This window comes from Rhodanobacter sp. MP1X3 (genome assembly GCF_014207165.1).
Lineage (GTDB): Bacteria > Pseudomonadota > Gammaproteobacteria > Xanthomonadales > Rhodanobacteraceae > Rhodanobacter.
The window spans coordinates 226,935-251,777 of record NZ_JACHCO010000003.1 but is presented as its reverse complement, the minus strand read 5'-3'; the positions used below and the strand labels follow the sequence as shown (position 1 = coordinate 251,777).

The following is a 24,843-nucleotide window of genomic DNA, read 5'->3' as shown; positions in this document are numbered from 1 at the left end:
GGATGCGCCGGCCGATGATCGAGGAGGAGGGTTGCTGGCTCGAGAACACGCATTTGCGCGTGCAGGTGCTGCCAACGCAAGGGGGCGGGCTGGGCCGCTTCGAGTGGCTTGGACGAGACGTCGCCTTCCCCTTGCTGCGCCCGTATATGCCGGCGCCTACGGATGGCAGCGCGGCGTTCGATCCCAACCGCCTGGCCTGTTATGCCCTCGTGCCGTGGAGCAACCGTATTTCGTGCGGAGGATTCGACTTTGCCGGCACATCGGTGGCGTTGTCGCCCAACTGTCCAGGCGAGCCATATCCCATCCACGGCAGCGGCTGGCGCCGCACGTGGACGATGCAGTCGCATATTGCCGACGAGGTACAACTGGTGCTGGACGAGCGAGCGTCGGACGCGTACACCTACCGCGCCATGCTCACTTATTCACTGCGTGGGGACGCGCTGGAGATCGAACTGTGCGTGACCAATACGGGTGACGCGAAGCTGCCGTTCGGGCTTGGCCTGCATCCGTTCATCGCACTGCACGACGGCGTTACCTTGCATGCGCCCGCTGCTCGCGTATGGCAGAACGACGGCCTCTCGCCGCTGCCATTGGAGAACGTGTCAGTACCCTCCAACTGGGACTTTCGGCAGCCGAAGGCATTGCCGAGCGAAGTGCTCAATCACTGCTTCCTGCCCTGGTCGGGCAAAGCCACAGTGCATTGGCTCCGGCAAGGACTGCGCTTGCACGTCTTGGCGGATGTCGGCGCATTCCTGCTCTACACGCCGGACAAAGCCGATTTCTTCTGTTTCGAGCCAGTCGACCATCCGATCGATGCCGTGCATTTGCCCGGCGGACCACTGGCGCACGGTATGACGGCTCTGGCACCAAGCGGACACCTGTGCCGGCATTTTTGCTTTCGCGTGGAAGACGATGGCGCACCTCTCGCCATGCCATCGGTCACCGCAACTTTCGGAAAAGGAGAACCACGTGAAGCCACGCCTTGAGAACCGAACCGCCTTGATCACGGGTGCCGCCAGTGGCATCGGCAGCGCCATCGCCAAGCTTTTCGCGCGCGAAGGAGCCTCGCTGGCACTGCTGGACGTGGATGCGGACGCGGCCAAAGCGCTGGCGCGTCAGCTCATAGACTCGGGCCACCGTGCCATCGCGGTGCGAGCAGATGTGTCGATTGCCGACGAGGTGCAGCACGCCGTGGCGCAGGCCCAGGAAGCACTCGGTCGCATCGACATCCTGATCAACGGCGCCGGCATCAATGTCTTTCGCGATCCGCTGACCTTGAGCGAAGCGGATTGGCAGCTCAACCTCGGTGTCAACCTGCAAGGTGCCTGGCACTGTGCCCGCGCGGTGCTGCCGTCGATGCTCGAGGCAGGCTACGGGCATATCGTGAACATTGCATCCGTGCATGGGCACAAGATCATTCCAGGCAGTTTTCCCTATCCGGTCGCAAAACATGGCCTCATCGGACTCACTCGCGCGCTCGGGCTGGAATACGCAGCCCATGGTATTCGCGTGAACTCGATTTCGCCGGGACTGATCCTGACGCCGGCGACCGAACGCTATTTCAAGTCATGCCCGGACCCCGAAGCCGAGTGCCGCAGGCAGACTGACCTTCTGCCCTGCAAACGTATCGGCGAACCCGAAGAGGTCGCCTATGCCGCGCTATTCCTGGCTAGCGACGAGGCGCGCTTTATCAACGCGACGGACTTGCTGATCGACGGCGGCCGCAGCCAGCTTTATCACGCCTGAGCTCTCAGCGCACATCGGTGCGGCGTTCGAGCCGAGCTTCCAGTACCTCGAGCGGTATGCCGGCAGTCTCCGGAACACGTCGCAGTACGAACAGGAAACCGGCACCGCAGATCAGCCCATACAACCAGAAACTGCCGGCCGGCCCAAGATGGGTATTGAGCCAGGGGAACGTATAGGTGAGTACGAAGCACGCGGTCCAGAGACAAAACACACTCATGGCGATCGCTTGTGCGCGGATCCGATCCGGGAATATTTCAGACAGCAGCACCCAGGTGACCGGCGCCAACGTTGTCGCGTAGATCGCGATAGCCGCGAGCACGAGCAGCAACACCGGCAGGCCGAGCAAGTGCAGTGCATAAGCGCCACCGATCAGCAGATAGACGGCAAACAGACCACCAGCGCCAATCAGCATGAGCTTGCGCCGGCCCCAGCGATCCACCAGCACCAGTGCCAGCAGCGTGAACAACAGATTCACCGAGCCGGTGGCGACAATCGACCTCAGCCCTTCATTGATGTCGAATCCCGCCGAAGCGAAGATGTCCTGCGCATAGTTGAAGATAACGTTTATCCCACACCATTGTTGGAACACCGCTAGCGTCACGCCAATCACGGCAACCGGACGTACACGCCGGTCGAGCAGATCGCGCCAGGTCGCGCGAACGCCAGAGGTAGAGTCCTGTACCGTGCGGATGGCTGCCAGCGAAGCGCGGGCGTAGGCGCCGCCGCCGATCTTCATCAGTACCCTCTCCGCCTCATCGTGACGACCTCGTCGGCTTAGCCATCGCGGCGACTCGGGCATGACCATTGCGAACACGAAGAACAGCACCGCCGGCACACCGCCGCTCAAGAACATCCAGCGCCAGCCATGCTGCACGTTCCACGATTGCAGCAGCGCGTGCGCGTCAAGGCCCGGCGGCACCGGCCGGGCGATCGACAGATTCACCAACTGTGCCAGCAGCACGCCGACGACGATGGTGAACTGGTTGATCGCCACGAAACGTCCCCGATGTGCTGCAGGGCTGACTTCAGCGATATACAGCGGTGAGATGCTGGAGGCCAAGCCGATACCGAGTCCGCCGATGATACGGAAAGTCGCAAAGGTGCCGGCACCGTCCGCCCATGCAGTGCCCAGCGCGCAGATTAAGAACACTGCCGCCGAGACGATGAGCACTGCGCGCCGGCCGAAACGGTCGGCAAGCTTGCCCGCCATCGCAGCTCCAGCGATGCAACCAACCAGGGCTGCACTCATCAGCCAGCCGGACATCGCCGGGTCGTGGATGCCGAAATAGGTTTCGTAGAAAATCTTGGCGCCGCCAATAACGACCCAGTCGTAGCCGAAAAGCAGACCGCCAAGCGCTGCGACCAGGCAAATTAGCCATATGTAGAGGCCGCTATCGGCATGCACGGCATGGGCGTCATCGGGCACGCCATTCGCGATTTGCACGGACAATTCCTTTGGATACTGTCGCTCTCGATTCGTCGCATGAACGATGCGGCGATAGCGTCTGCACGCCTGCCCCGAGTCCGGTACGACACTGGTCTTTCGATTCTGCAGGAAGCGATAGGTCCACGCAATCGAAGCTGCCGCAGCGAAATCCGATCAGCTACCTACGCTCTTCAACACTCCATTCATAGGCTAGACACGCCACGATGGCGTGCGTGTAATTCCCATTTTTACGTCACCGAAAAATCTGAGCAGGGTGGAATTACCTGCTGAGCTGGCATACAAACTGCACGTCCGTAATCTCTTTGAGACAAGACGAGAGTGTGCGTTTCCTTTGAACTCAGGGTCTGACTACAACGCCCATACTTTTTGCGGACAATTCGCGAGTGAAACAAGCCTATCTCTTAGAGATATTGCACCTCGTTAGCACCTTGTGGTCGCCGTTGCTCAAGACGCTGCGCCGCATGCCTGCCATCAGCGACGCCTACACGCGGCGGGGTTTTGGACTGATCCTGTCAGCGATGGATGAAGTCGAATCGGCCCTGCGCCGCGAATGGTCACCATAGAGGAGCGCAGCGAGCACGGTGTGCAGCGGTCGCGCGAATGAACCCGGTCGCCTGACGAAGCCAGCGTCATTGCCGACGAGGCGTCTGCCAAGCAACTATTTTGTATTATAATTTCACTTGGTCAAGCCGGGGATGGTTCTCGACTTTGGTTGTCGGTGCATCCATTTCGAGAGTGCCATGCCATGGTTGTGAAACCCATTACCGTGCACAACCTACACAAACAGGTGGTCCATGAGCTCGGGCGGCTGATCGTCGCCGGCGAACTCAAGCCCGGTGAAAACCTGCCGCGCGAAGAGTTGCTTGCCGAGCAGATGAGTGTGAGTCGCACCGCATTGCGCGAGGCGATCAAGGTGCTTTCCGCGAAGGGATTGATCGAGTCGCGGCAAAAGACCGGTACCCGCGTGCGCGACCCGATCTACTGGAATCAGCTCGATGCCGACGTGCTGGGCTGGCGCTGCGCCTCGATGCCAACCGAGAGTTTCGTCGAAAAGCTGGTGGAGATGCGCGAGATCATCGAGCCGGCTGCCGCCGCCGCTGCCGCACGTCGCCGCACGACGGCGCAACTGGCCTCGCTGAAAGAGGCGTATGAGGCCATGGCTGCCGCAACCGACCTCGATGCCTGGGCCGTGGCCGACCTGAGCTTTCACGAACGTCTGCTGCGGGCCGCCAACAACGAACTGATGTCTTCGCTGTTCTCGGTGATCGAAACAGCGCTGGGGACATATTTTCGCCTATCCGCGCGCAATGCTTCCAACTTCAACGTTGCCCTGCCGCAGCATCTGAAAGTCTACGAGGCGGTGCAGCGCAAGCAGCCGGAAGTGGCGCGGCAGGCGATGATCAAGATGGTCGGCGATTCGCGCAACAACATCCGCCGTCGCGCTCGCAAACCGACGCGTTCGTAACCGGGTTCGATCCGCTCAATCGTGTAACGAATCGAACTCGCAGAAACGAACCGATCCGCAGCGTCGCCACGGGCTCCTCCCGCCGATTCGTGCAACGACATTGCACTGCGCGCGGCTCACCTGTATGCACCCGCCATGCGCGCTGCCAACCGCTGCCGTGAATCGGTAACGGCTCGTCTTTGCTATTGGGCGATAGCGGAATCGGCTGGCCGCGGGCGCGTCAGTCGAAGCCGGCCAGTCCGCCGCCGACTTCGAACACGATGTGCACGCCGAGGGTCGCGTTCTCTATCTCCAGCACGGGCAACTGCTACCTCGTGTTGCTTGCGCTGGCGGGAACGATTTTCGCACCTCAGCGGCGGCCGATGCGATACATCACGGTGGCATGTGCCGCCAGCTCGGTCTTGATCGAACCGTCTCCCTTGGTCTGGGCGTGCGCCCACAGATCCCGTACGTTGTAGCTCTGGCCGGCCTTCAGGCCCAGCTCGCTGGCGGTAACGGTGACGTCATGTGCCGCATCGGTTTCATTGAACACGGCCACGGCTCGGCTGCCGTCCTTGAGCGGTTTGACGATGACATGGATGCCGCTGGTGTCGCGCACCTGATGGCCCTGGACACCGAGCGGGTCCTGGTCCACCGCAATGACTTCCTTGTTGAGCAGTATCTGCAATGCATCGGGCTTGATCGTACGCAAGTCCGTACCGATCAGCAGCGGCGCTGCCATGATCGACCACAGGCTGAAATGGCTGCGGTACTCGAGGTCGGTCATGCCGCCATTGCCCACCTCGAGCATGTCCGGATCGTTCCAGTGGCCGGGGCTGGCGTAGCGGTCGAGCACCACGTTCTCCTTGAAGATCTTCAGCATCGAGGCGTAGTTGTCGCTGATATCACCGGTGGTGCGCCACGAGCCGGCATCGACCGGCGGCTTGCCGGCCCACAACCAGGGCTTGTTCTCACCCCATTCGCACATGCTGAAGAAAATCTGCCGACCGCTTCCGCGCAGCGCCTCGGCCATGGCGGTATAACGCTTATGGGCGTCGACTTTCTGGTTGTTGCAGTTGTCGTACTTGAGATAGTCCACATCCCAGGAGGCAAAGGTCGCCGCATCGTCTTTCTCGTGGCCAAGGCCGCCGGGAAAGCCGCGATTTTCCTGCAGCGGCTCGCAGGTGGAAACGCCGGCACTCGAATACAAGCCAAACTTCAGGCCATGCCGGTGAATATATTCGGCCAGCGCCTTGATGCCGTCGGGGAAACGCTTGGGGTTGGGCTGCAAATGGCCGTCCTTGTCACGCTGCCAGTTTGCCCAGCAGTCGTCGATGTTGACGTAGCGGTACCCGGCATCACGCAAACCAAGGCTGATGAATTTGTCGGCAATGCCGCGAATCATCGCCTCGTCAAACTCGTCGCGACAGTGGGTGGAATTCCAGTTGTTGAAGCCCATCTGCGGCAATGCCGGCGTCGCTGCATCCGCGCGCACTGGCGTGGCGGTCGCCGCAATGGCGGCGACGAACACGAATGGAACTGCCGCACGCAACAAGCTTGGAATAGAGTTTTTCATCGATGTTCCCCGTGGCTGTTTGAACGAAATCGGATACAGCGATCACACCATGTCATGCGTCATGGCATCGGTACCGTGGGTGTGCCAAGCATGGGCTGCTTTCGCGTGGCGAGTACCGGCTGGCCTTCTACCAGCAAATCCATCACCACCAGATGATTGCCGCTGGGCTTCAGCCAGACACCGGGCACGTACAACGTACGTTGCGGGCCAATGCTCCAGACCCGGCCCAACGGGTGCCCGTTGAGCCAGACGAAGCCCTTGCCGAGGCCGGCTGTGTCCAGGAAGGTGTCCGCGGCGGCGCTTCCGGAAACGGGAGCATTGAACGTGCCGCGATAGAAACACGGTGCATGCCGGCATGGGCCACGGTTGTAGTTCAACGCGCTATTGCCGGTGAACGGCAACGAATAGATTTGCCAATCCTGCAGTGCCCTGCCCTGCAGACTGACAGACCCCAAAATGCCCTTGCGCTCGGCGAGCAGCTTCTCGCCGAAGTTGATACGTCCGTCGTTCTGCACCAGCAGATCCAGCGTATCGCCCTTGGCAAGCTTGAGCGATAGATGATCCTGCTTCAGCCGGCGATCGAGCGTGCCAACGAGCCTGCCGTTGACGTAGACCAGCGCGTAATCGTGCAAGCCATCGATGCGTAGTTCGCCGGAGGCATCGGTCACCATGCGCTTACGATAGAGAATATCGCCGTACGCCTGATCCAAGGCTTCCATGGTCTTGAGTTCATGCGATGCCGTAGGTGTCGGCAAGACATCCCACAGTGAAACCGCTTCATCCAGCTTGATGCCATCGATCGCCTGCGTGGACGGCGTTGCCGGCACCGGCGGCAGTGTGGCGCCGGTTTCCTTGGCGATCACCTGGCGCATTGCATTGTACTTTGGCGTGGGCCGACCGCTTTCATCCAGCGGACTGTCGTAGTCGTAGCTGGTGACGTCGGGCTGGTAATTGTCGTCATCCCAGTTGGCGCCGTTCATCCAGCCAAATGAGGTGCCGCCATGAAACATGTAGAAATTGACCGAATACCCTTGCTGCAGCATCCAGGTCAGTTCGCTCGCCACTTTCTTTGGATCGGCAACGTGATGCGGTGCACCCCAATGATCGAACCAGCCCACCCAGTATTCGCCGGCCATGTAAGGGCCGGTAGATTGCCACGTATGCAGCTTGGCGAATTTCTCGCGCGCGTGACCGACGCCGAAGTTGATCACCTTGAGCAAGCCCGGCAACGAGCCGGGCTGCTGGGCGCTATCGGAGGTAAACAGCAGTGATGTGTCGAAGCCGCTGTCGAGCAGGCCCTGGCGAATCTGCTGCAGGTAAGGACTGTCATCCTTGCCGAAGCTGCCGTATTCGTTCTCTACCTGCACGGCGATGATGTTGCCGCCGTGCGTGAGTTGCAGTGGCGCCAGCTCCTGGCCCAACCGATGCAACCAACGCTGCGCCGGCTGCATGAATTTCGGATCGGTGCTGCGCACCTTGGTATCGGGGTCCTTCAGCAACCAGGCCGGAAACCCGCCGAACTCCCACTCGGAACACACATAGGGGCCCGGTCGAAGAATCACATACAGGCCTTCCTGCTGCGCCTCACGGATGAATTCGGCGACGTCGTTCTGCCCACTGAAGTCGTAGTGGCCAGGCGTCGCTTCGTGCGCGTTCCAGAACACGTAGGTGGTAATGGTATTGAGGCCCATCGCCTTGGCCATCTTCAGGCGCGCTCGCCAATATTCACGCGGCACTCGGGCGTAATGCATCTCGCCGGAGATGATCCGAAACGGCTTGCCATCGAGCATGAAGTGGCCCTGCTCGACGGCGAGGCCGTGATTGGCTGGTGCCGGCGCTGCCATCATGTTGCCGGAGAACAATGCACCGAGCAGCACACCGGTTAAGACGTTTCTCAATGAACTCACTGAAATACCTCGTTGCAAGACTCAGCTCCGCGGCATCATCCGCGGAGCCGATGCCAGTTAGACAGCACTCATTCCATCGAAAACACCTCAGAAGGTGCCGCGGAAACCGACCGTGTACACCGTGCCATCCGCTTCGGCATAAAGGAACCGATTCGGGTAGACGGAGTAATCGTAGAGGTGCTGATGGGTCAGGTTAGTGCCGGATACGAACACCGACAGGTACTTGTTGAGGTCGTAGCTCGCGCTCAGGTCGAGCTGGCCATAGGAGTCTCGCGTTGCCGGTTGCGCGCCGGAACCGTAGGCCAGGCTCTCCAGATACGAACCACGCCAGTTGTACGCAAGACGCACCTGCACCGGACCCTTCTCGTAGTACAGGCTCGCGTTGGCCGAGTTACCGATGCCGGGCACTGCGAACTTGCCCGAGGCAGCGATCGTGCCTGGGCTCAGGTTGGTGCTGCTGGAGACGCGTGTGTAGTTGACGGCGACGCCCAGGCCATCGAACGGATCGGGCAGGATGTGGGTGAACTGGTAGTTGAAGGTGAATTCTTCGCCGTAGATATTCGATGAGTTCAGGTTGATTGGCTGGGTCAGCGACCAGATCAGCGGCTGGCCATTGGCCTGGTTCGTCAGGAATTCCACCGGCGTGCTGACCAGCGTGCTGAAGTTGCTGACCTTCTTGTAGAAGCCTTCCAGCGCGATGTAGCTCGCATCATCGATGTACCATTCCAAACCCGTGTCGAAGTTCCGCGACGTATACGGCTGCAGCTGCGGATTGCCTTGCGAGATGGTCAGCGAGTTCGGACGCGTACCGAAGCTCCTGTTGTAGTACAGGTTGCTCAGTTCCGGCGGGGTCAGCGTCTTGGATACCGAAAAGCGATAGACCAGGTTATCGAGCAGGTTCAGCTTGAAGTTCAGCGACGGCAGCCACTTGTGATACCCACCGTCGGCGGACTCCGGCGCCAGCGCGCCATAGGTGACCTGGCCATCACTGGTGTCGTTCGGATCGATGTAGTAGCTGATCGGCGGCTGGTTGATCGCCGTGGACGTCGAATCAATGTCCATATAGCGCACACCGACATCCAGCGCCCAGGGCTTCTCCCACACCGTGCCTTCAAACACGGCCTTGCCGAAGAATGACTTCTCGTTCTCGGTCACCTTGTTGTAGCTGCCCGGGTTTGGCGCCGCATTCAAGGTGCCCCCGTTGGCGGCCAGACCCGCAAGCAGCGCCGCACGCTTGGCAGCGGACAACTGGTTGTAGGCCGCTGGCGAGGCGAGCCAAGCGAGGTAGGCGCGCGGATCGTATTGGATCCATTGCGATGGTAAGCCCGGTGAAGAAACCCCGCTGATCTTGGGCGGCGCCGTATAGATATAAGCACCCACAGCATCCGGTGGAACGGCAATGCTGTAGCCGCAATAGGCATTGCAAAGGATGCTGTCGGGCGTTCCCCAACTGACCGACTTGACCGACTGATCGGTGATCTGCCCGCCAAAATCCAGCTCGGAAAGCACGCCGTCCTTGAAGCTTTTCGTCAAGTTGATCTGGTATTCGTTGACGTTGTTGGTAACGTTGTTGCCAGAGCCCGCATTGCAGCAATGCGCATCCAAATCCCCCTCGTCCGTCGACGAAAGAATATTGGAGTAGCTCGGCGGTTCGTTGTCGCCGTTGTTGGTCCAGGTCGGATTGACGCCGAAGTTCTTTGCGCCGATCACGAGGAAGTAACCGTTGGGGCTTTGCTTGTTCCAAGCCTTGGAATTGGAGATATCGAGGCTGAGCTTGGTCGACTCGTTGATGTCGAAACCGAGGTTCAAGCCGTTCTGATAGCTCTTTTCATAGCTCGGCGTGTACGACATCACATAGTCGTTCGCCATGACGTTGGGACCCGAGCTGTTACGCGTGAAGCTGGTCACCGTGTTGTTGGCGTCGGTCGTCAACGACTGGATATCGGCGGTATTGCCGTACTGGCCGAACTCGTGCTCCAGCGGATCGACCTTGTAGCTCGAATACAAGGTGTCGAACTGAACGGTCAGCCGATCGATCGGCTTCCAATCGATGGCGCCGCTGAAGCCCTTGCGCGTACGTGTCTCGTCGACGACGTTGCTGGCCAGGGTCTCGGGCACCGCAACATTGGTGTAGCCGGCAGTGCCAGGGCCTGGCGACAGCTGAGAAATGTTCTGGTTGGCATACCAGGAATTGGCCTGCGTATTGAGCTGGGTATCCTTGCGCTTGGAATAGGTGGCCGAGGCGAGCCAACCGAAGGTATTGTCCGAATTCGTCCAGCCGAAGACACCCGATGCCTTGGGCGTGGTCTTGCCCTGCCAGTCCCCGGTCAGGTTGCTGTTGACGCCTGCCCCGCTCCACGCGCCGTGGAAGCCATGGAAGTCCAGCGGACGCGCGGTCTGGATGTTGACCACGCCGCCGATGTCGACTTCGGGAATGTCCGCCGACGAGGTCTTGTTGACCTGGGCGACGCTGATGATTTCAGACGGCAGCACATCGAAATTGAAGGCACGCGAACCGGAGGCCGTGGCCATCTGGCGGTCGTTGATCGTCACGGCGACAAATTCGGGGCCAAAGCCGCGAATGGCAATCTGGCTGGATTCGCCGCCGCTGCGATTCACCGACACACCGGGCACACGCTGCAGGGCATCGGCGACATTCGGATCGGGAAATTTCCCTGCCTCTTCCGCGGAAACCGAATCCACCACATTGACGGCATCCTGCTTGATGGCCTGTGCCCGCCGGATCGCCGCCAGCTGGCCGGTCACCGCGACCTCATTCAGCGTGGTCACGGTTTTGTCGTCGGTTTTTTTCTTGGCATCCCCGCCAGGGTTGCCCTGATCCGATGGCGTCGATGCCGTGGCGCTGGCTGCCGCAGTCGCAGTCGCTGTCGGCGTGGCTGTGCTGGTTTGCGCGTGCCCCTGCACGCTGTAACCGATCAGGCAGGCGGCGCCTATTGCCGCCAGTGCCTGGTGCACCGAAATCGCCATTTTGGTTCGTTGCATGGATTGCCCCTTGAATGTGGAATGCCCTGAATGGAATGCCCGTCAACCCCCGGCATGATGGCTGCGCGACGTCAAGCGACGCTTCGCCGGCAATTCATGCGATGTCACACCTGCTTCGTTGGCCCGATTCCTCAGGCAGCACGCAGCCGCTCCAAAGTTCTTCGCCCGTCACATCCCGAAGCGATCCGACAGCCCCTCGCTGTCGCGTCTTATCCCGATCGTGCGATTTCGTATTGTCTTATTATTTGATAATACTATTCATGGACAGGTCGGCAAGTTGCGCCGCAGCATCAATGCCGGGGTGGGCAGGAAGGGCCTCTGCGCAGCCTTCACGAGGCCGGAGGCTGATGGCACTGTCGTAGCGGTTCTTCTTCAGCCGTTGAGGTGCCGGCAAAGCGGCGGCGTAGATCGTATGGCTGACCTGCACGCGGGGGGCGTACTTCGTCGATCAATTTGGCGGGCATTTCGCCTAGGAAACGCGAGGGGGACGCCAGCATTTCGGTGCCATGCATACGACGCGATTCGGCGTGTTTGGTTTCTAAGAACTTGTCACGCAGGATCGGCGACAATGCATCCGAGAAAACTTCGCCGCGACAGTGCTCGAAGCCTCTCGCCGTAATGAGCAAGCATCCGGGATAGATCTTTAATTCGAGATTTACACCCGGCTTTTTATCTATATGCCGCTTATTCCACCGTGACTGATTTAGCCAGATTACGCGGTTGATCGACATCCGTGCCACGCAGCACTGCCACGTGATAAGCCAGCAATTGCAGCGGCACGGTGAATACGGCCGGTGCGATGAAGCTGCCGCCGGAGTCGACACGGAGCATCGCGCCATACGCTGCCATATCGTCCATGCCGGCAGCACCGTCAGCAAAAACGATCAAGCGGCCGCCGCGGGCGCGCACTTCCTGCAGGTTGGATTTGAGTTTGTCGAGTAGCGGGCCATTCGGCGCTACGGCGACTACTGGGATGTTTTCGTCGACCAAGGCCAGCGGCCCATGTTTGAGTTCGCCGGCCGGGTAGGCTTCCGCATGGATATAGGAAATTTCCTTGAGCTTGAGCGAGCCTTCCAGCGCTACCGGGTAATGCGCGCCGCGGCCGAGAAACAGCGCATGCTCGTGATGGATGAATTCGGCCGCCAGCGTGATGATCGCCGGCTCCAGTTTCAGCGCGTTTTCGATCGCGCGCGGCAGATGCAGCAACTCGGCGCATAGCATCGCGTAGCGCTCGGGGTCCAATCCATTACGACGTGCCAGCTCGAGTGCCAGCAGCGCCAGCCCAGCAAGCTGAGTAGTGAAAGCCTTGGTCGATGCGACGCCGATTTCCGGACCGGCGCGCGTCATCAGTTTCAGGTCTGCCTCGCGTACCAACGAAGACTCAGGCACGTTACAGATCGCCAACGTACCGAGATAGCCGCGGCGGCGCGACTCACGCAGAGCAGCCAGCGTGTCGGCCGTTTCGCCGGACTGCGAGATGGCCACGAACAGCGTATCGAGCGGAACCACGGCATCACGGTAGCGATATTCGCTGGCTACTTCGACGCTGACCGGCAGCCGCGCGTATTCCTCGATCCAGTACTTGGCCACCAGACCGGCGTGATAGCTGGTGCCGCAGGCGATGATGTGCAGCGCGCGCGCGCGCTGCAGCAGCGCATCACTATCGATGCCGAAGATATTCGGCAGCACGCCCTTCGGACCGATGCGCGCTTCCAGCGTGTCGGCCACGGCACGCGGCTGCTCGAAGATTTCCTTCTGCATGTAGTGACGGTATTCGCCGCGTTCCACCGCATCGGACGACAGCTCGCTCTCGTGCACTACGCGCTCGACCGGCGCACCATCGAGACCGTAAACCTGCACGCTGTCGCGGGTGATCTCGACGACATCGTCTTCGTCGAGATACAGCATTTTGTTGGTGACCTGGATCAGTGCCTGCGCATCTGAGCCAAGGAAGTTTTCACCAATGCCCAGGCCCACCAGCAGCGGCGCGCCGCGGCGTGCACCCACCACGTGACCGGGTTCATCGCGGCTGATCACGGCGATCGCATACGCGCCTTCCAACTCGCGCACGGTGGCGAGCACGGCCTCGCGCAAGTTCATGCCTTGAGCGGCGATACGCTCTTCGATCAGCAGCGCCATGACTTCGGTATCGGTATCCGAGGTGAATACGTGGCCTTTCACCTGTAGCTCATTACGCAGGCTGACGTAATTTTCGATGATGCCGTTATGCACGATGGCCACGCGGCCGGCGACGTGTGGATGCGCGTTGGCTTCGTTCGGTACGCCATGTGTGGCCCAGCGCGTGTGCGCTATGCCGGTGCCGCCGGGAAACGGATCGGCGAGATACAGCGCTTCCATCTCGCGAACCTTGCCTTTGGCGCGCACGCGCTGGACGGCGCCACGATCAAGCACCGCAATGCCAGAGGAGTCGTAGCCGCGGTATTCGAGCGCCTTGAGGCCAACGATCAGCAGCGGCGCAACATCCCGCTGGGCGGCGGCTGCAACAATTCCACACATGGGCAAGTCACCTTGAGGTTATTGTGGGGCTCCAGGCTCCCTCACAAACGTTGACTTTGGCAAAGACGCATTGCTGCCAGCTTTCATCATCCGGCAAAACCGTCTGCCGGAGATGTGGCCAAATCCATGCTTAGTTCACCTTGCGCCGCAGATAGTTCAACAGATCGATACGGGTGATCAGGCCCAGGAACTGCTCGCCGTCCACCACGATCGCCACATGCCCGCGCTCGAACACCGGCAGTAGCGATTCGATCGGTTCACTCACGGACAACATCTGCAAGTTGCTCATCATTGCGGTGGACACCGGATCGCGGAAACGCGTCTCGTCGGCATGCACATGCATGAGCACGTCCGACTCGTCGACGATGCCGACCAGCTTGTGACCATCCATCACCGGCAGCTGCGACACGTCGTAAAGCTTCATGCGGTTATAGGCGGTAATCAGCAATTCGTGCGGACCGATGACCACGGTGTCGCGCTGCGCGAAGGGACGCAACAGCAGATCACGTAGATCGCCGTGCGGCTCACGTTCGAGAAAACCGTTGTCGAGCATCCAGTAGTCGTTGTACATCTTCGACAGATACTTGTTGCCGGTATCGCAGACCAGCGTCAGCACACGCTTGGGCCGCGTCTGTTCCTGGCAGTACTTCAGCGCCGCAGCTACCAGCGTGCCGGTGGACGAACCACCCAGCAGACCTTCCTTCGCCAGCAGCTCGCGCGCGGTGAGGAAGCTTTCCTTGTCGGTGATCGCAAAGGCTTTGGTGACCCGTGTGAAATCGCTGATCGAAGGCAGGAAATCCTCACCGATGCCTTCGACCATCCAGCTGGCGGACTTGGTCGAGAGCGTGCCCTCGTTGATGTATTGGGTAAGAATCGATCCAACCGGGTCGGCCAGGATCAGCTCGGTGTGCGGCGAGTGTTCGGCAAAGTAACGCGACAGGCCAGTGATCGTACCGGACGAGCCGCAGCCGACAACGACCGCATCGATGTTGCCATCCATCTGCTCCAGCATTTCCGGACCTGTGGTCTGCACATGTGCCGCCGGATTGTCCGGGTTGCCGAACTGATTGATGAAATAGGTGCCGGGCGTTTCGCGCGCAATGCGCTCGGCCATATCCTGGTAGTACTCGGGATGACCTTTGGCCACGTCCGAACGGGTCAACACGACCTCGGCGCCCATCGCCTTGAGGTTGAAGATCTTCTCGCGGCTCATCTTGTCCGGCACCACGAGGATCAACCGATAGCCCTTCTGCTGGGCAACCAGCGCCAGACCGAGACCGGTATTGCCTGCCGTGCCTTCCACCAGGGTGTCGCCCGGCTTGATCTTGCCAGCCTTTTCCGCGCCCTCGACCATCGACAAGCCGATACGATCCTTGATCGAGCCACCGGGATTGGTACTCTCGAGCTTGAGGAACAACTCGCACAATCCGGTATCCATACGCTGCGCGCGAACCACCGGGGTTCGCCCGATCAGTTCAAGAACACTCTGGTGGACGGTCATGAAAACTCCAAGGCTGGAAGCTTGGCCTACGCCTGGCGCGTCGACCTGAAAAGACCGCCATGATAACCGAGCCATCCCATTGCAAGCTTTTTGAAGCGTCATAAGCACAGCGGCCCCGGTTCTCCAACTTCGAAAAGCAGAGAACCAGAGCCGCAATGTGTATGAGTTTAGCTGAGAATTTATCTATGAAAAGCCGCGCGGGATCAGTGGATGATCGGCGCGCGATCTGCCCACATGCGCTCAAGTCGAACCTTCGCCTGCAGCTTTTCTTTTTTCATGCTGCTCAAGGTTGCGTCATCAATGGGCAACACGCCGATATCGGCGTCGTGTACTTTGCTATCCAGATGCTTGTGGTGCTGGTAGAGCCGGCGAAATTCAGCGTCCGTTTTCATCAATGCTTCGACATCATCACGCCGCAGGTTTTCAAACATGATCCGACCTCCTCGAAAGTGGATTGGCGGATGCTCTGAAACCGGGCATCCGAAGACGCTTGAACTCAATGCGCCTGCTCGTCTCGCATGGTCTGCACCGAGACACCGATGCAGGGCAAAACAGACTGATAACTCGCGTCTATTACCCACACTGAAAGATGCAGCGTGGAAGATTGACCGTACTCTTCCGATCAGAGCAGTGCAAGCCGCCTGACTGAACCCGGAAGACGCTGATAGACGCGATACGTACGATGTCACAAAGACGACTTGTTGGCGGTTTGATTGGCCGTTTTAGCCAGTCGACCGCAGTAGGCTAGTCGCCTAAAGTGATCAACTGCTCGTGACGGGCACCGGGTCCCATCACGAAGTGTCTTACTGCTGATCGTCCGGCTGCTTTTTAGGCTTTTTGTGTGTAGTGGGCGCTGGCGTGTCAGAGGAACTGGAATCCCCGCCCTGCATCTGCGAGCGCATCGCCTTGGCGGCTTGCGCGGCCAGTGCAGCCTCACGACGCGCGGCGCCAGCGACCTTGCTCTGTGCCGCGGCGAGCTTCTTCGCCTGATCAGCTTCGGCGCGCGCCTGATCGGCCGCTTGTGACGCTGCCTCACCCTGCTGCTGCAGGCGGGCAGACTCTTCCTGCGCCAGCTGGTATTGCACGCGCTGACGCTCCAGTTCGCGCCGCGCTATGTCAGCCTCATTACGGCTGTTGTCGAGCAGAATCTGATCATGTTCACGATCCAGTTGGGTCGACTTGACCTGGGCATCCTGCAACTGTGCGGCGGCCTTGGCCAGATCGACGCGACGCTCGGCGAGATAAAGATCGTGTGGACGATCTCGCGATTTGGCCTGCGTCAGCCGATTGATGGCATCGCGGGCGCGCGCCTGCTCCGCCTGGGCATAGTTGCCCAGAGTCGGGTCATTGGCTAGCTGGTCAAGGCTGCCGGTCAGCCGATTGATGTCATCGTTCTTGCTGGCGTAAGCGCCTGTAGCGACCAAGGCCATCGCCAAAGCGGCGAAAGTGACGGTAAATCGCCTCATGGGTGGCCTCCTTGGTTGGTAGCATCGGGATTATTGGGGTCGACAGGCTGACCGGATGACGGCTGGGGCAGCGTCTGATCGGGCAAGGTCTGATCGGGCATCGTCTGGAAGCCACCGCCCTGCGACGGTTGGGAAAGAGCCGACGAAGAGGGCGCTGGCATGTCTGCCGGGGTAGGTGTCGGAATGCTGCTGGAACTCGCGTTGGCCGGATCGGCCTGCATCTGTTGCTGTTGCTGCTGCAACTGCTGTTGTTCCTGCTGCTCCCGCTGCTCGGCCGCGGCCTCGACCTGCTGGCCCTCCGCACGCAGGCTGGCGTTGTCCTGCGTCTTGTTCCGGATCTGTGCCCGTGCCGCGCCTAATCGCGCCTTGGCAGTGGCCAGTTCGGCATCGGCACGCGATTCTTCCGCCAGATTGGTCGCATCGGCATATTTGCGATCGGCGAATGCCGCTTGCGCCTGCTGGAATTTGTCCTGCGCAAAACCGAGATCAACCGGGGCATAGTCCGCAGCACCCGCGTCACGTGCCGTCTGCAGGCGTGACTGAGCCTCATTCATCGAATCATTGGGCGGCGGCGCCGAGGCGCAGCCGCCCAGCGTCAAAACCAGCGCCAGCAAGGCGCTTGCTGCCGGAAGGCGGCCCAGGGAGCCGGCCGTTCGGGAAAAGATGTGCACCATCACATTCCTCATAGAGTGTCGCGTCGTATTGTGGGCGGGCATAATCCATTATTGCAACGCGCAATTTCTCGACACATGGCCTTGATGCATCATTTGCACGCACAATGCGTGCGTAATGACTCGGAAACAGACGCCATCGTAACTGGCGCATTCATAACAGAGGCTACACGTGGATATCGGTTACTTCCTCAAGCTTATGGTAGACAAAGGTGCGTCGGACATGTTCCTGACGACTGGCGCGCCGGTAAACATCAAGGTCGAAGGCAAGCTTTATCCACTCGGCAATACCGGCCTGCCGGCCGGCATGGTCAAGAAGATCGCCTATTCGCTGATGGACGAAGGCCAGGTGCCACAGTTCGAGCGCACGCTGGAGCTGAACATGGCACTGGCGGTCAAGGAAGCCGGCCGTTTCCGCATCAACGTGTTCAAGCAGCGCGGCGAAGTCGGCATGGTCATCCGCGCGATCAAGAGCGAGATTCCCAGCATTGACCAGCTGCAGCTGCCGAATATTTTCCGCGACCTGATCATGGAGCCGCGCGGACTGATCCTGGTGGTTGGCGCTACCGGTTCAGGCAAATCCACCACGCTGGCGGCGATGATCGATCACCGCAACATCAATACACCGGGCCACATCCTGACGATCGAGGACCCGATCGAGTATCTGCATCGGCACAAGAAGTCGATCGTCAACCAGCGCGAAGTGGGCCTGGACACACACAGCTATAACGAGGCGCTGAAAAACGCGATGCGCGAGGCGCCGGACGTCATCATGATCGGCGAAATACGCGACACCGAGACGATGGAAGCGGCGATCGCGTTTTCCGAAACCGGTCACCTGTGCCTGGCCACGCTGCACTCGAACAATGCCGATCAGACGCTGGAGCGCATCCTCAATTTCTTCCCCGAGGCGTCACACAAGAACGTGTTGATGAATCTGGCGCTCAATCTGCGCGCGGTGATCAGCCAGCGTCTGGTGGTGGGCAAGGACGGCCGCCGCATTCCCGCCGCCGAGGTACTGCTGAACACACCACTGATCCGCGACATGATCCGCCGTGGCCAGACCCACGAGATCAAGGAAGCGATGGATCGCAGCCTGCAGGAAGGCATGCAGACGTTCGATCAGTCGTTGTACCGGCTGTACAAGGACGGCCGCGTGTCGCTGGAAGAAGCACTCAATAAGTCCGATTCACGCGACGGCCTGTCGTTGAAAATCCGTCTAGCCGAGGGCGGCGGTACCGACAATCAGGAGTTGGCCGGTAACGATCCTTACGGTATGGGGTTCTAGAAACCGCTTAGGCAGGCGATGCAACCGGCGCATCCGGCTGGGCTTCCGGCGCCGCCCGCTGAAACGCTTCCAGCGCGTTGCATTCCCCGTAGATCCGCTGCAGCGTCGGATACTCTTCCAGCGACAGCTTCCAGCGCAGTGCGTTATAGAACTGCGGCACCAGACAGGCGTCGGCCATGCCGGGCACGTCACCGTGACAGTAACGGCCGGTGGCTGCATTACCGGCCAGCATGGTTTCCAGCGCGCTGAAGCTCACGGCGATCCAGTGCCGTGACCACTCAACCCGCTGCAGTTCATCGACATTGAGCTGCGACTGGAGATACTGCAAAACGCGCAGATTGCCGATCGGATGGGCGTCACTGGCCACCGTCATGGCCAGCGCCCGCACCCGCGCCCTGCCCCGCGCATCGGCCGGTAGCAACGCCGTCTCGGGGTGGGTTTCGTCGAGGTATTCCATGATGGCCAGCGACTGCGTGATCACCCGCTCGCCGTCGAGCAGCGCTGGAACCAACTGCTGCGGATTGATGGCCTGGTAATCCGCGGCGTGCTGCTCGCCGCCGTCGCGGATCAGGTGCACCTGGCGTGACTCGTAGCTCAATCCTTTCAGATTCAGGGCGATGCGCACACGATAGGCTGCGCTAGAGCGCCAATAGTCGTAAAGCACAAGGCCCATCGTCGTTACCTGCTGCATGCCAAAAATGCAGTTTAGCCAAGCCGGAGCATGGATACGCCTGCCTGCCACGCGTCGTTTTCGGCGCCCTGCCCTGGCACGCGGTTTGCATCGACTCCGATGGCGGCCGACAATAGCCGGCTGACGGCTGTCTACAGCCCTCCCTATTTTCACTCTCGAACTGCTACCGGAGTTACGCCGTGTCCGTCATCCGCATGAGCGACCTTGATTTGCGCGACCAGCGCGTGCTGATCCGCGAAGATCTGAATGTCCCGATCGACGACCACGGCCACATCACTTCCACACAGCGGCTGGATAGCTCCTTGCCAACCATCGTGGCGGCCCGCGATGCCGGCGCACGCGTGATGGTGCTGTCGCATCTGGGACGGCCGAAAGAAGGTCGTTTCGATGCCGAATCCTCGCTGGCGCCCGTTGCCGAATGGCTGAGCAAAAAGCTCGGCGCACCGGTGCGGCTGGTGGCGGATTATCTCGACGGCGTTGAAGTGGCCGCAGGGGAAGTGGTGCTGCTGGAAAATTGCCGCATGAATATCGGCGAAGGCAAGGACGACGAAACACTCGCCAAACGCTATGCCGCGCTGTGCGACATCTTCGTCATGGACGCGTTCGGCACCGCGCATCGCGCGCAGGCATCCACGCATGGCGTGATCAAGTTTGCACCGATTGCTGCCGCTGGTCCGCTGCTGTGCGCGGAACTCGATGCCCTGGGTGAGGCACTGGAACATCCCGCGCATCCACTGCTGGCGATCGTGGCAGGCTCCAAGGTATCGACCAAGCTGACCCTGCTCGAAAATCTCATCGGCAAGGTTGACCAGTTGATTGTCGGCGGCGGCATCGCCAATACCTTTATCGCGGCCATGGGTCACTCGATCGGCAATTCGCTGTTCGAGCCGGCGTTGATCGACGCCGCCAAGAAAGTGATCGCCGATGCCAAACGCCGCAAGGTCGATCTGCCGATGCCGGTCGATGTCGTTGTCGCAACGGAGTTTTCCGCCAATGCCACCGCGACGGTCAGGCCGGTGCATCAGGTGAAGGAAGACGAGATGATTCTGGATATCGGGCCGGAGACTGCGGCGCGCTACGCCGAGCTGATCGCCAAGGCCGGCACGGTGGTGTGGAACGGTCCTGTCGGCGTGTTCGAGTACGACGCCTTCGGCAAGGGCACCGAAACTCTAGCGCGCGCAATCGCTGCATCGCCAGCATTCTCGATCGCTGGCGGCGGCGATACCCTGGCAGCCGTCGAAAAGTACGGCATTGCCGATGATGTGTCGTACATCTCCACCGGCGGCGGTGCGTTTCTCGAATTCCTGGAAGGCAAGGAATTGCCGGCTGTCACCGCGCTCAAGACCCGCGCAGTCAAGTAATGCTCTGCCTGTTTGACCTCGATGGCACCTTGATCGATTCCGAGCACGGCATCGTCGCCTGCGTGAAGCATGCGCTGGCAAAACTCGACGTGCCGGCGCCACCGCAGGAGGAACTGCGCGAGTGGATCGGGCCGCCGTTGCGAACCAGCTTCGCGCCGCTACTGGATCACGATCCTGTGCGTATCGAGGCGGCGGTCGAGCATTACCACGAGCGCTTTCATACCGACGGCTGGCGCGAGTACGACATCTATCCCGGTATCGAGCTGCTGATACAGCGCTTGCTGACGACCGGTCATCGACTCGCCGTGGTCACCAGCAAGCCGCAGCGGCACGCCGCGCCGATCATCGCGCATCTGCCGTTCGGCGATGCGTTTCTACGCATGTACGGCCCGCATCCGAATAGCGCGCACAGCGAAAAGGCCTCGATGATCGCCGCCGCGCTGGCAGACTTCGACGCCGATCCTGCCGATACGGTGATGGTTGGCGATCGCCGCTATGACATCGAAGGCGCCATGACCAACGGCGTGCGCGGCATCGGCGTACTGTGGGGCTTCGGCAATCGTAAGGAACTGGAACTAGCCGGCGCCGCGGCGATTGTGGCAGCGCCAGCCGAACTGGATGCGCTGCTGCGTCCGTGAACCGTCTCGCACACGACGGGGCATGCCAAGATCGCTGCTATCGGCTTAGCCCGAAATGATCCGACGCACCGTGGCGATCACCCGCTCAACATCCGCATCGGTCAGTGCCGGTGACAGCGGCAGGCTTACTGTCTGCCTTCCCAATCGCATCGCATGCGGCCACTGCTCCAGGCGCCAGCCAAAACGCTGCTGGTAATACGGGTGTTCGGGTACCGACAGATAGTGCACACCGGTGCCGATGCGTGCGGCGTTCATCGCATCGAGAAAGCCATCGCGCGTGATGCGGCATCGCGCGGTATCGACCATCACGGTGTACAGGTGGAAACCGTGGCGCGTATCGGTCTCGGGTTCGGCCGGCAATTCCAGCGGCAGATCGGCCAGCGCCTGCTGATAGAACGCCCAGATCGCGCGGCGGCGCTGCCAGTGTGTATCTACCTTGGCCAGCTGATGCAGGCCGATGGCCGCCTGCAAATCCATCATGTTGTATTTGAAACCGCACTCGACCACTTGGTAATGCTTGTAGCCGGCATCACCAAAACGATGCCACGCATCCTTGCTCATGCCGTGCAGGGCGAGAATGCGTGCGCGTGCAATACGATCCTCGTCGCGCCCCAGAATCATGCCGCCCTCGCCGGTGGTCACATTCTTGGTGACGTAGAAGCTGAAGCAGCCGAAGTCACCGAACGTGCCGGCCGGCCGGCCGTGGTATTCGGTTTCGATGGCATGCGCACAATCCTCGATCACGACCAGGCTGTGCTTCTCGGCAATGGCCATGATCGCGTCCATGTCGCACGGCCGGCCGGCGAAATGCACCGGCACGATGGCCCGCGTACGCGGCGTGATCGCCGCCTCGATCGCCGCCGGATCGATGTTCTGCGTGCGCGGGTCGACATCGGCCATCACTGGAGACAATCCGGCATGCAGGATCGCATTGACCGTGGCGCAGAACGTCAGCGGCGTGGTGATGACTTCGGCACCCGGTTCCAGCGACGCGGCCACCATGCTCACGTGCAGCGCTGCGGTGCAGGAATTGACCGCAGCGACCTGGCTGGCTTGCACGCGTCGATAGGCAGCGAAATCCTTCTCCAACTGCGCAACGCGCGGACCGGTACCGAGCCAGCCCGAGCGCAGGCAGGCTTCGACCTCGGCGATTTCTTCCTCACCGATCTTCGGCGCGCCGAAGACCAGGAAAGGTTCCTCTGTTGAATCGCTCATGCGAACCAGAAACCGAATTTCAATGAGTGACTAGTTTTACACACTCACTCAGCCAGCGACCCGCTTCACCGCATCAACCACATTAGGCGTAGTGATACCAAAGTACTCATACAGCTGCGGTGCTGGCGCAGATGCACCGAAGGTGGTCATGCCGATCACTTCGCCATCCAGGCCCACGTATTTGCGCCAGTAGTCGGCGATGGCGGCCTCCACCGCGACACGCGCACGGCACCACCCGGGCAGCACGCCCTCGCGGTATTCCAGCGGCTGCGCGTCGAACACCTCAGCGCATGGCATCGACACCACACGCACAGGCACGCCCTGCTGCGCCAGCGTGCGCATCGCCTCCATCGCCAGCTCCACTTCGGAACCCGTCGCAATGATGATCGCCTTGAACTTCGTATCCAGCGGATCGGACAATACGTAGCCGCCCCGTGCAATGTCGGCGACCTGCTGTTCGCTGCGCTGCTGGTGCTTGAGCGTCTGCCGCGAAAAGATCAGGCAACTCGGTGCGCCAGCGCGCTCGATCGCCAGCTTCCAGCACATCGCCGACTCCACCGCGTCGCACGGACGCCACAGGTGGTTGTTGGGGATATAGCGCAAGGTCGCCATGTGCTCGACTGGCTGATGAGTCGGGCCGTCCTCGCCAAGGCCGATCGAGTCGTGCGTATAGACATGGATGTTGTGCGCCGGAATCAGCGCGCTCATGCGCACCGCATTGCGCGCGTAGTCGGAAAACACCAGGAAGGTGGCATCGTACGGAATGAAGCCCCCATGCAGGGCGACACCATTGGCGATCGCCGTCATGCCGAACTCGCGCACGCCGTAATGCACGTAATTGCCATCTTTTTCGCTGATGTCGATGCTGCCTTTCCACTTGGTGAGATTGGAGCCAGCCAGGTCAGCCGAGCCACCGAGCAATTCCGGCAGCAGCGGGCCGAACGCATCCAGCGCCATCTGCGATGCCTTGCGCGAGGCCACTTCTGGGCCTTCGCTCTGCATCTTCGCCACATAGGCATGGGATTTTTCGGCCCAGTCAGACGGTAATTTCCCTGCGAGGCGGCGCTTCAGTTCTACCGCCAGTTCAGGGTGATCTGTGGCATAAGCGTCAAAAATCTTGTTCCAGTCCTGCTCACGCTTGGCCCCGACCTCTTTCGCATTCCACGCCGCATAAATGTCCGCAGGAATTTCAAACGGTGCGTGATGCCAGTCGAGCTGATCGCGAGCGGCGGCAATCTCGTCCTTGCCCAGCGGGGCGCCGTGGCTTTCTTCCTTGCCCTGCTTGTGCGGCGCGCCGAAACCGATGATGGTCTTGCAGCAGATCAGCGTCGGCTTGTCGCCCTGTGAGGTAGCCTGGATCAGCGCCTGCTTGATCGCCGCAGCGTCGTGGCCGTCGACATGACGGATCACGTTCCAACCATAGGATTCGAAGCGGGCCGGCGTATCGTCAGTGAACCAGCCGTGCACTTCGCCGTCGATCGAGATGCCGTTGTCGTCATAGACCGCCACCAGCTTGCCGAGCTTCCAGGTACCGGCCAGCGAGGCAGCTTCGTGTGAGATGCCTTCCATCAGGCAGCCATCGCCGAGGAAAACGTAGGTGTGATGATCGACCACCGCATGGCCGGGGCGGTTGAAGTGTGCTGCGAGCGTCTTCTCTGCCAGCGCGAAACCCACCGCGTTGGCCAGACCCTGACCGAGCGGGCCAGTGGTGGTTTCCACGCCCGGCGTTTCGTTGGCTTCGGGATGGCCGGCGGTCTTGGAGTGCAGCTGGCGGAAACGCTTGAGCTGCTCGATCGGCAAATCGAAACCTGTGAGATGCAGCAGCGCGTACTGCAGCATCGAGCCATGGCCGTTGGACAACACGAAGCGATCGCGATTGACCCACTTCGGGTTACCCGGATTGAACTGCAGGAAGTCGTTCCACAGCACCTCGGCGATGTCGGCCATACCCATCGGCATGCCCGGATGGCCGGACTTGGCAGCCTCGACGGCGTCCATAGCGAGGGCACGCACGGCGTTGGCAAGTTCGCGGCGGGTAGTCATCAGCAGATCTCCAGAAGGCTCGGCAAAAAATGAATTGTCGCCGATCAGCTAATCGCTGTCGCCAATCCGATCCGATCCGGTGCACTGCCTCGTTGTCGTAGCAGCGGCGCAAATGGGCGCCATCACGCTCACTGCACACGGGCATTGCTGCGTGACAACAAAAAATCAGCGAATTAACTCATCCTTAATTTCTCCAAATCGGATATCGCTTGGCTTCAGGCTTCCAAGTGTTAAATGCATGTTGTGCGATCCCCGCGCACGACCGTTGAACGCATCCCCAGGCGCTCTACGGGTTGTTGCCTAAAACCAAGCATAAGAATTTAAGAAGA

Annotated in this window: 19 protein-coding genes; 7 read left to right on the top strand and 12 right to left on the bottom strand. The window is 60.5% G+C overall.

The genetic code is table 11. The annotated features are described in order from the left end of the window. Window positions 1-2: 2 nt before the first annotated feature. A complete protein-coding gene (locus HDE79_RS10320) occupies window positions 3-986 on the top strand; it encodes an aldose 1-epimerase (RefSeq protein WP_184601883.1) in 984 nt (327 codons plus the stop codon). Beyond that, a complete protein-coding gene (locus HDE79_RS10315; protein WP_343205945.1) occupies window positions 970-1,746 on the top strand; it encodes an SDR family oxidoreductase in 777 nt (258 codons plus the stop codon). The genes HDE79_RS10320 and HDE79_RS10315 overlap by 17 nt, the downstream gene beginning before the upstream one ends. Window positions 1,747-1,750: 4 nt before the next feature. Here HDE79_RS10315 and HDE79_RS10310 read toward each other — a convergent pair whose 3' ends face one another. Then, complete coding sequence (locus HDE79_RS10310) at window positions 1,751-3,190, bottom strand: sugar porter family MFS transporter (RefSeq protein ID WP_221437376.1); 1,440 nt, start codon at window positions 3,188-3,190, stop codon at window positions 1,751-1,753. 386 nt (window positions 3,191-3,576) lie between these two features. On the opposite strand from HDE79_RS10310, the gene HDE79_RS10305 reads away from it, so the two are divergent. Both HDE79_RS10305 and HDE79_RS10300 read left to right on the top strand, forming a co-directional pair. After that, on the top strand, window positions 3,577-3,756 hold the full coding sequence (locus HDE79_RS10305) for a hypothetical protein (RefSeq protein WP_343205944.1): 180 nt from the start codon (window positions 3,577-3,579) through the stop codon (window positions 3,754-3,756). Window positions 3,757-3,938: 182 nt separating this feature from the next. After that, the gene (locus HDE79_RS10300; RefSeq protein ID WP_184601881.1) at window positions 3,939-4,658 is read left to right on the top strand and encodes a FadR/GntR family transcriptional regulator; all 720 of its coding nucleotides are present in this window, start codon (window positions 3,939-3,941) and stop codon (window positions 4,656-4,658) included. Between the two features lie 349 nt (window positions 4,659-5,007). Here the strand turns inward: HDE79_RS10300 and HDE79_RS10295 are convergent, their stop codons facing one another. The 8 genes from HDE79_RS10295 to HDE79_RS10260 all read right to left on the bottom strand — a co-directional run bounded on the left by HDE79_RS10295 (window position 5,008) and on the right by HDE79_RS10260 (window position 17,281). Beyond that, complete coding sequence (locus tag HDE79_RS10295) at window positions 5,008-6,213, bottom strand: glycoside hydrolase family 27 protein (protein ID WP_184601880.1); 1,206 nt, start codon at window positions 6,211-6,213, stop codon at window positions 5,008-5,010. Window positions 6,214-6,272: 59 nt separating this feature from the next. Then, window positions 6,273-8,120, bottom strand: a complete 1,848-nt coding sequence (locus HDE79_RS10290; protein ID WP_343205943.1) for a beta-galactosidase — start codon at window positions 8,118-8,120, stop codon at window positions 6,273-6,275. A gap of 87 nt (window positions 8,121-8,207) precedes the next feature. Then, entirely contained in the window at window positions 8,208-11,123 is a 2,916-nt protein-coding gene (locus tag HDE79_RS10285; protein ID WP_184601879.1) for a TonB-dependent receptor, read from the bottom strand. A gap of 684 nt (window positions 11,124-11,807) precedes the next feature. Continuing rightward, on the bottom strand, window positions 11,808-13,640 hold the full coding sequence (glmS, locus tag HDE79_RS10280; RefSeq protein ID WP_184601878.1) for a glutamine--fructose-6-phosphate transaminase (isomerizing): 1,833 nt from the start codon (window positions 13,638-13,640) through the stop codon (window positions 11,808-11,810). Window positions 13,641-13,770: 130 nt separating this feature from the next. Beyond that, window positions 13,771-15,141, bottom strand: a complete 1,371-nt coding sequence (locus HDE79_RS10275) for a pyridoxal-phosphate dependent enzyme (protein WP_184601877.1) — start codon at window positions 15,139-15,141, stop codon at window positions 13,771-13,773. Window positions 15,142-15,344: 203 nt separating this feature from the next. Next, window positions 15,345-15,572, bottom strand: a complete 228-nt coding sequence (locus HDE79_RS10270) for a YdcH family protein (protein ID WP_184602111.1) — start codon at window positions 15,570-15,572, stop codon at window positions 15,345-15,347. 372 nt (window positions 15,573-15,944) lie between these two features. After that, the gene (locus HDE79_RS10265; RefSeq protein WP_184601876.1) at window positions 15,945-16,607 is read right to left on the bottom strand and encodes a DUF4398 domain-containing protein; all 663 of its coding nucleotides are present in this window, start codon (window positions 16,605-16,607) and stop codon (window positions 15,945-15,947) included. Further along, window positions 16,604-17,281 (bottom strand): DUF4398 domain-containing protein, encoded by a 678-nt coding sequence (locus HDE79_RS10260; protein WP_184601875.1) that lies wholly within the window; start codon window positions 17,279-17,281, stop codon window positions 16,604-16,606. Before HDE79_RS10260 ends, HDE79_RS10265 begins: the two co-directional genes overlap by 4 nt. Before the next feature lie 169 nt (window positions 17,282-17,450). Here HDE79_RS10260 and HDE79_RS10255 point away from each other — a divergent pair, with 169 nt between their 5' ends. Further along, window positions 17,451-18,566: a PilT/PilU family type 4a pilus ATPase gene (locus tag HDE79_RS10255; protein ID WP_184601874.1), complete on the top strand. Its 1,116-nt coding sequence runs from the start codon at window positions 17,451-17,453 to the stop codon at window positions 18,564-18,566. Between the two features lie 7 nt (window positions 18,567-18,573). Here the strand turns inward: HDE79_RS10255 and maiA are convergent, their stop codons facing one another. Continuing rightward, on the bottom strand, window positions 18,574-19,239 hold the full coding sequence (gene maiA / locus HDE79_RS10250) for a maleylacetoacetate isomerase (protein WP_184601873.1): 666 nt from the start codon (window positions 19,237-19,239) through the stop codon (window positions 18,574-18,576). 197 nt (window positions 19,240-19,436) lie between these two features. On the opposite strand from maiA, the gene HDE79_RS10245 reads away from it, so the two are divergent. Next, entirely contained in the window at window positions 19,437-20,618 is a 1,182-nt protein-coding gene (locus tag HDE79_RS10245; protein ID WP_184601872.1) for a phosphoglycerate kinase, read from the top strand. Then, window positions 20,618-21,256, top strand: a complete 639-nt coding sequence (locus HDE79_RS10240; protein WP_184601871.1) for an HAD hydrolase-like protein — start codon at window positions 20,618-20,620, stop codon at window positions 21,254-21,256. The genes HDE79_RS10245 and HDE79_RS10240 overlap by 1 nt, the downstream gene beginning before the upstream one ends. Window positions 21,257-21,301: 45 nt before the next feature. Here the strand turns inward: HDE79_RS10240 and HDE79_RS10235 are convergent, their stop codons facing one another. Then, window positions 21,302-22,471, bottom strand: a complete 1,170-nt coding sequence (locus tag HDE79_RS10235; RefSeq protein ID WP_184601870.1) for a DegT/DnrJ/EryC1/StrS aminotransferase family protein — start codon at window positions 22,469-22,471, stop codon at window positions 21,302-21,304. Between the two features lie 48 nt (window positions 22,472-22,519). Further along, complete coding sequence (gene tkt, locus HDE79_RS10230) at window positions 22,520-24,514, bottom strand: transketolase (protein ID WP_184601869.1); 1,995 nt, start codon at window positions 24,512-24,514, stop codon at window positions 22,520-22,522. Window positions 24,515-24,843: the final 329 nt, after the last annotated feature.

Excerpts from the sequence above, each read along its gene's own strand:
- HDE79_RS10320 (WP_184601883.1), top strand. The coding sequence starts at position 3 with ATGCGCCGGCCGATGATCGAGGAGGAGGGTTGCTGGCTCGAGAACACG.
- HDE79_RS10300 (WP_184601881.1), top strand. The coding sequence starts at position 3,939 with ATGGTTGTGAAACCCATTACCGTGCACAACCTACACAAACAGGTGGTC.
- HDE79_RS10295 (WP_184601880.1), bottom strand. The coding sequence starts at position 6,213 with ATGAAAAACTCTATTCCAAGCTTGTTGCGTGCGGCAGTTCCATTCGTG.
- HDE79_RS10285 (WP_184601879.1), bottom strand. The coding sequence starts at position 11,123 with ATGCAACGAACCAAAATGGCGATTTCGGTGCACCAGGCACTGGCGGCA.
- glmS (WP_184601878.1), bottom strand. The coding sequence starts at position 13,640 with ATGTGTGGAATTGTTGCAGCCGCCGCCCAGCGGGATGTTGCGCCGCTG.
- HDE79_RS10275 (WP_184601877.1), bottom strand. The coding sequence starts at position 15,141 with ATGACCGTCCACCAGAGTGTTCTTGAACTGATCGGGCGAACCCCGGTG.
- HDE79_RS10270 (WP_184602111.1), bottom strand. The coding sequence starts at position 15,572 with ATGTTTGAAAACCTGCGGCGTGATGATGTCGAAGCATTGATGAAAACG.
- HDE79_RS10265 (WP_184601876.1), bottom strand. The coding sequence starts at position 16,607 with ATGAGGCGATTTACCGTCACTTTCGCCGCTTTGGCGATGGCCTTGGTC.
- HDE79_RS10260 (WP_184601875.1), bottom strand. The coding sequence starts at position 17,281 with ATGGTGCACATCTTTTCCCGAACGGCCGGCTCCCTGGGCCGCCTTCCG.
- maiA (WP_184601873.1), bottom strand. The coding sequence starts at position 19,239 with ATGGGCCTTGTGCTTTACGACTATTGGCGCTCTAGCGCAGCCTATCGT.
- HDE79_RS10240 (WP_184601871.1), top strand. The coding sequence starts at position 20,618 with ATGCTCTGCCTGTTTGACCTCGATGGCACCTTGATCGATTCCGAGCAC.
- HDE79_RS10235 (WP_184601870.1), bottom strand. The coding sequence starts at position 22,471 with ATGAGCGATTCAACAGAGGAACCTTTCCTGGTCTTCGGCGCGCCGAAG.
- tkt (WP_184601869.1), bottom strand. The coding sequence starts at position 24,514 with ATGACTACCCGCCGCGAACTTGCCAACGCCGTGCGTGCCCTCGCTATG.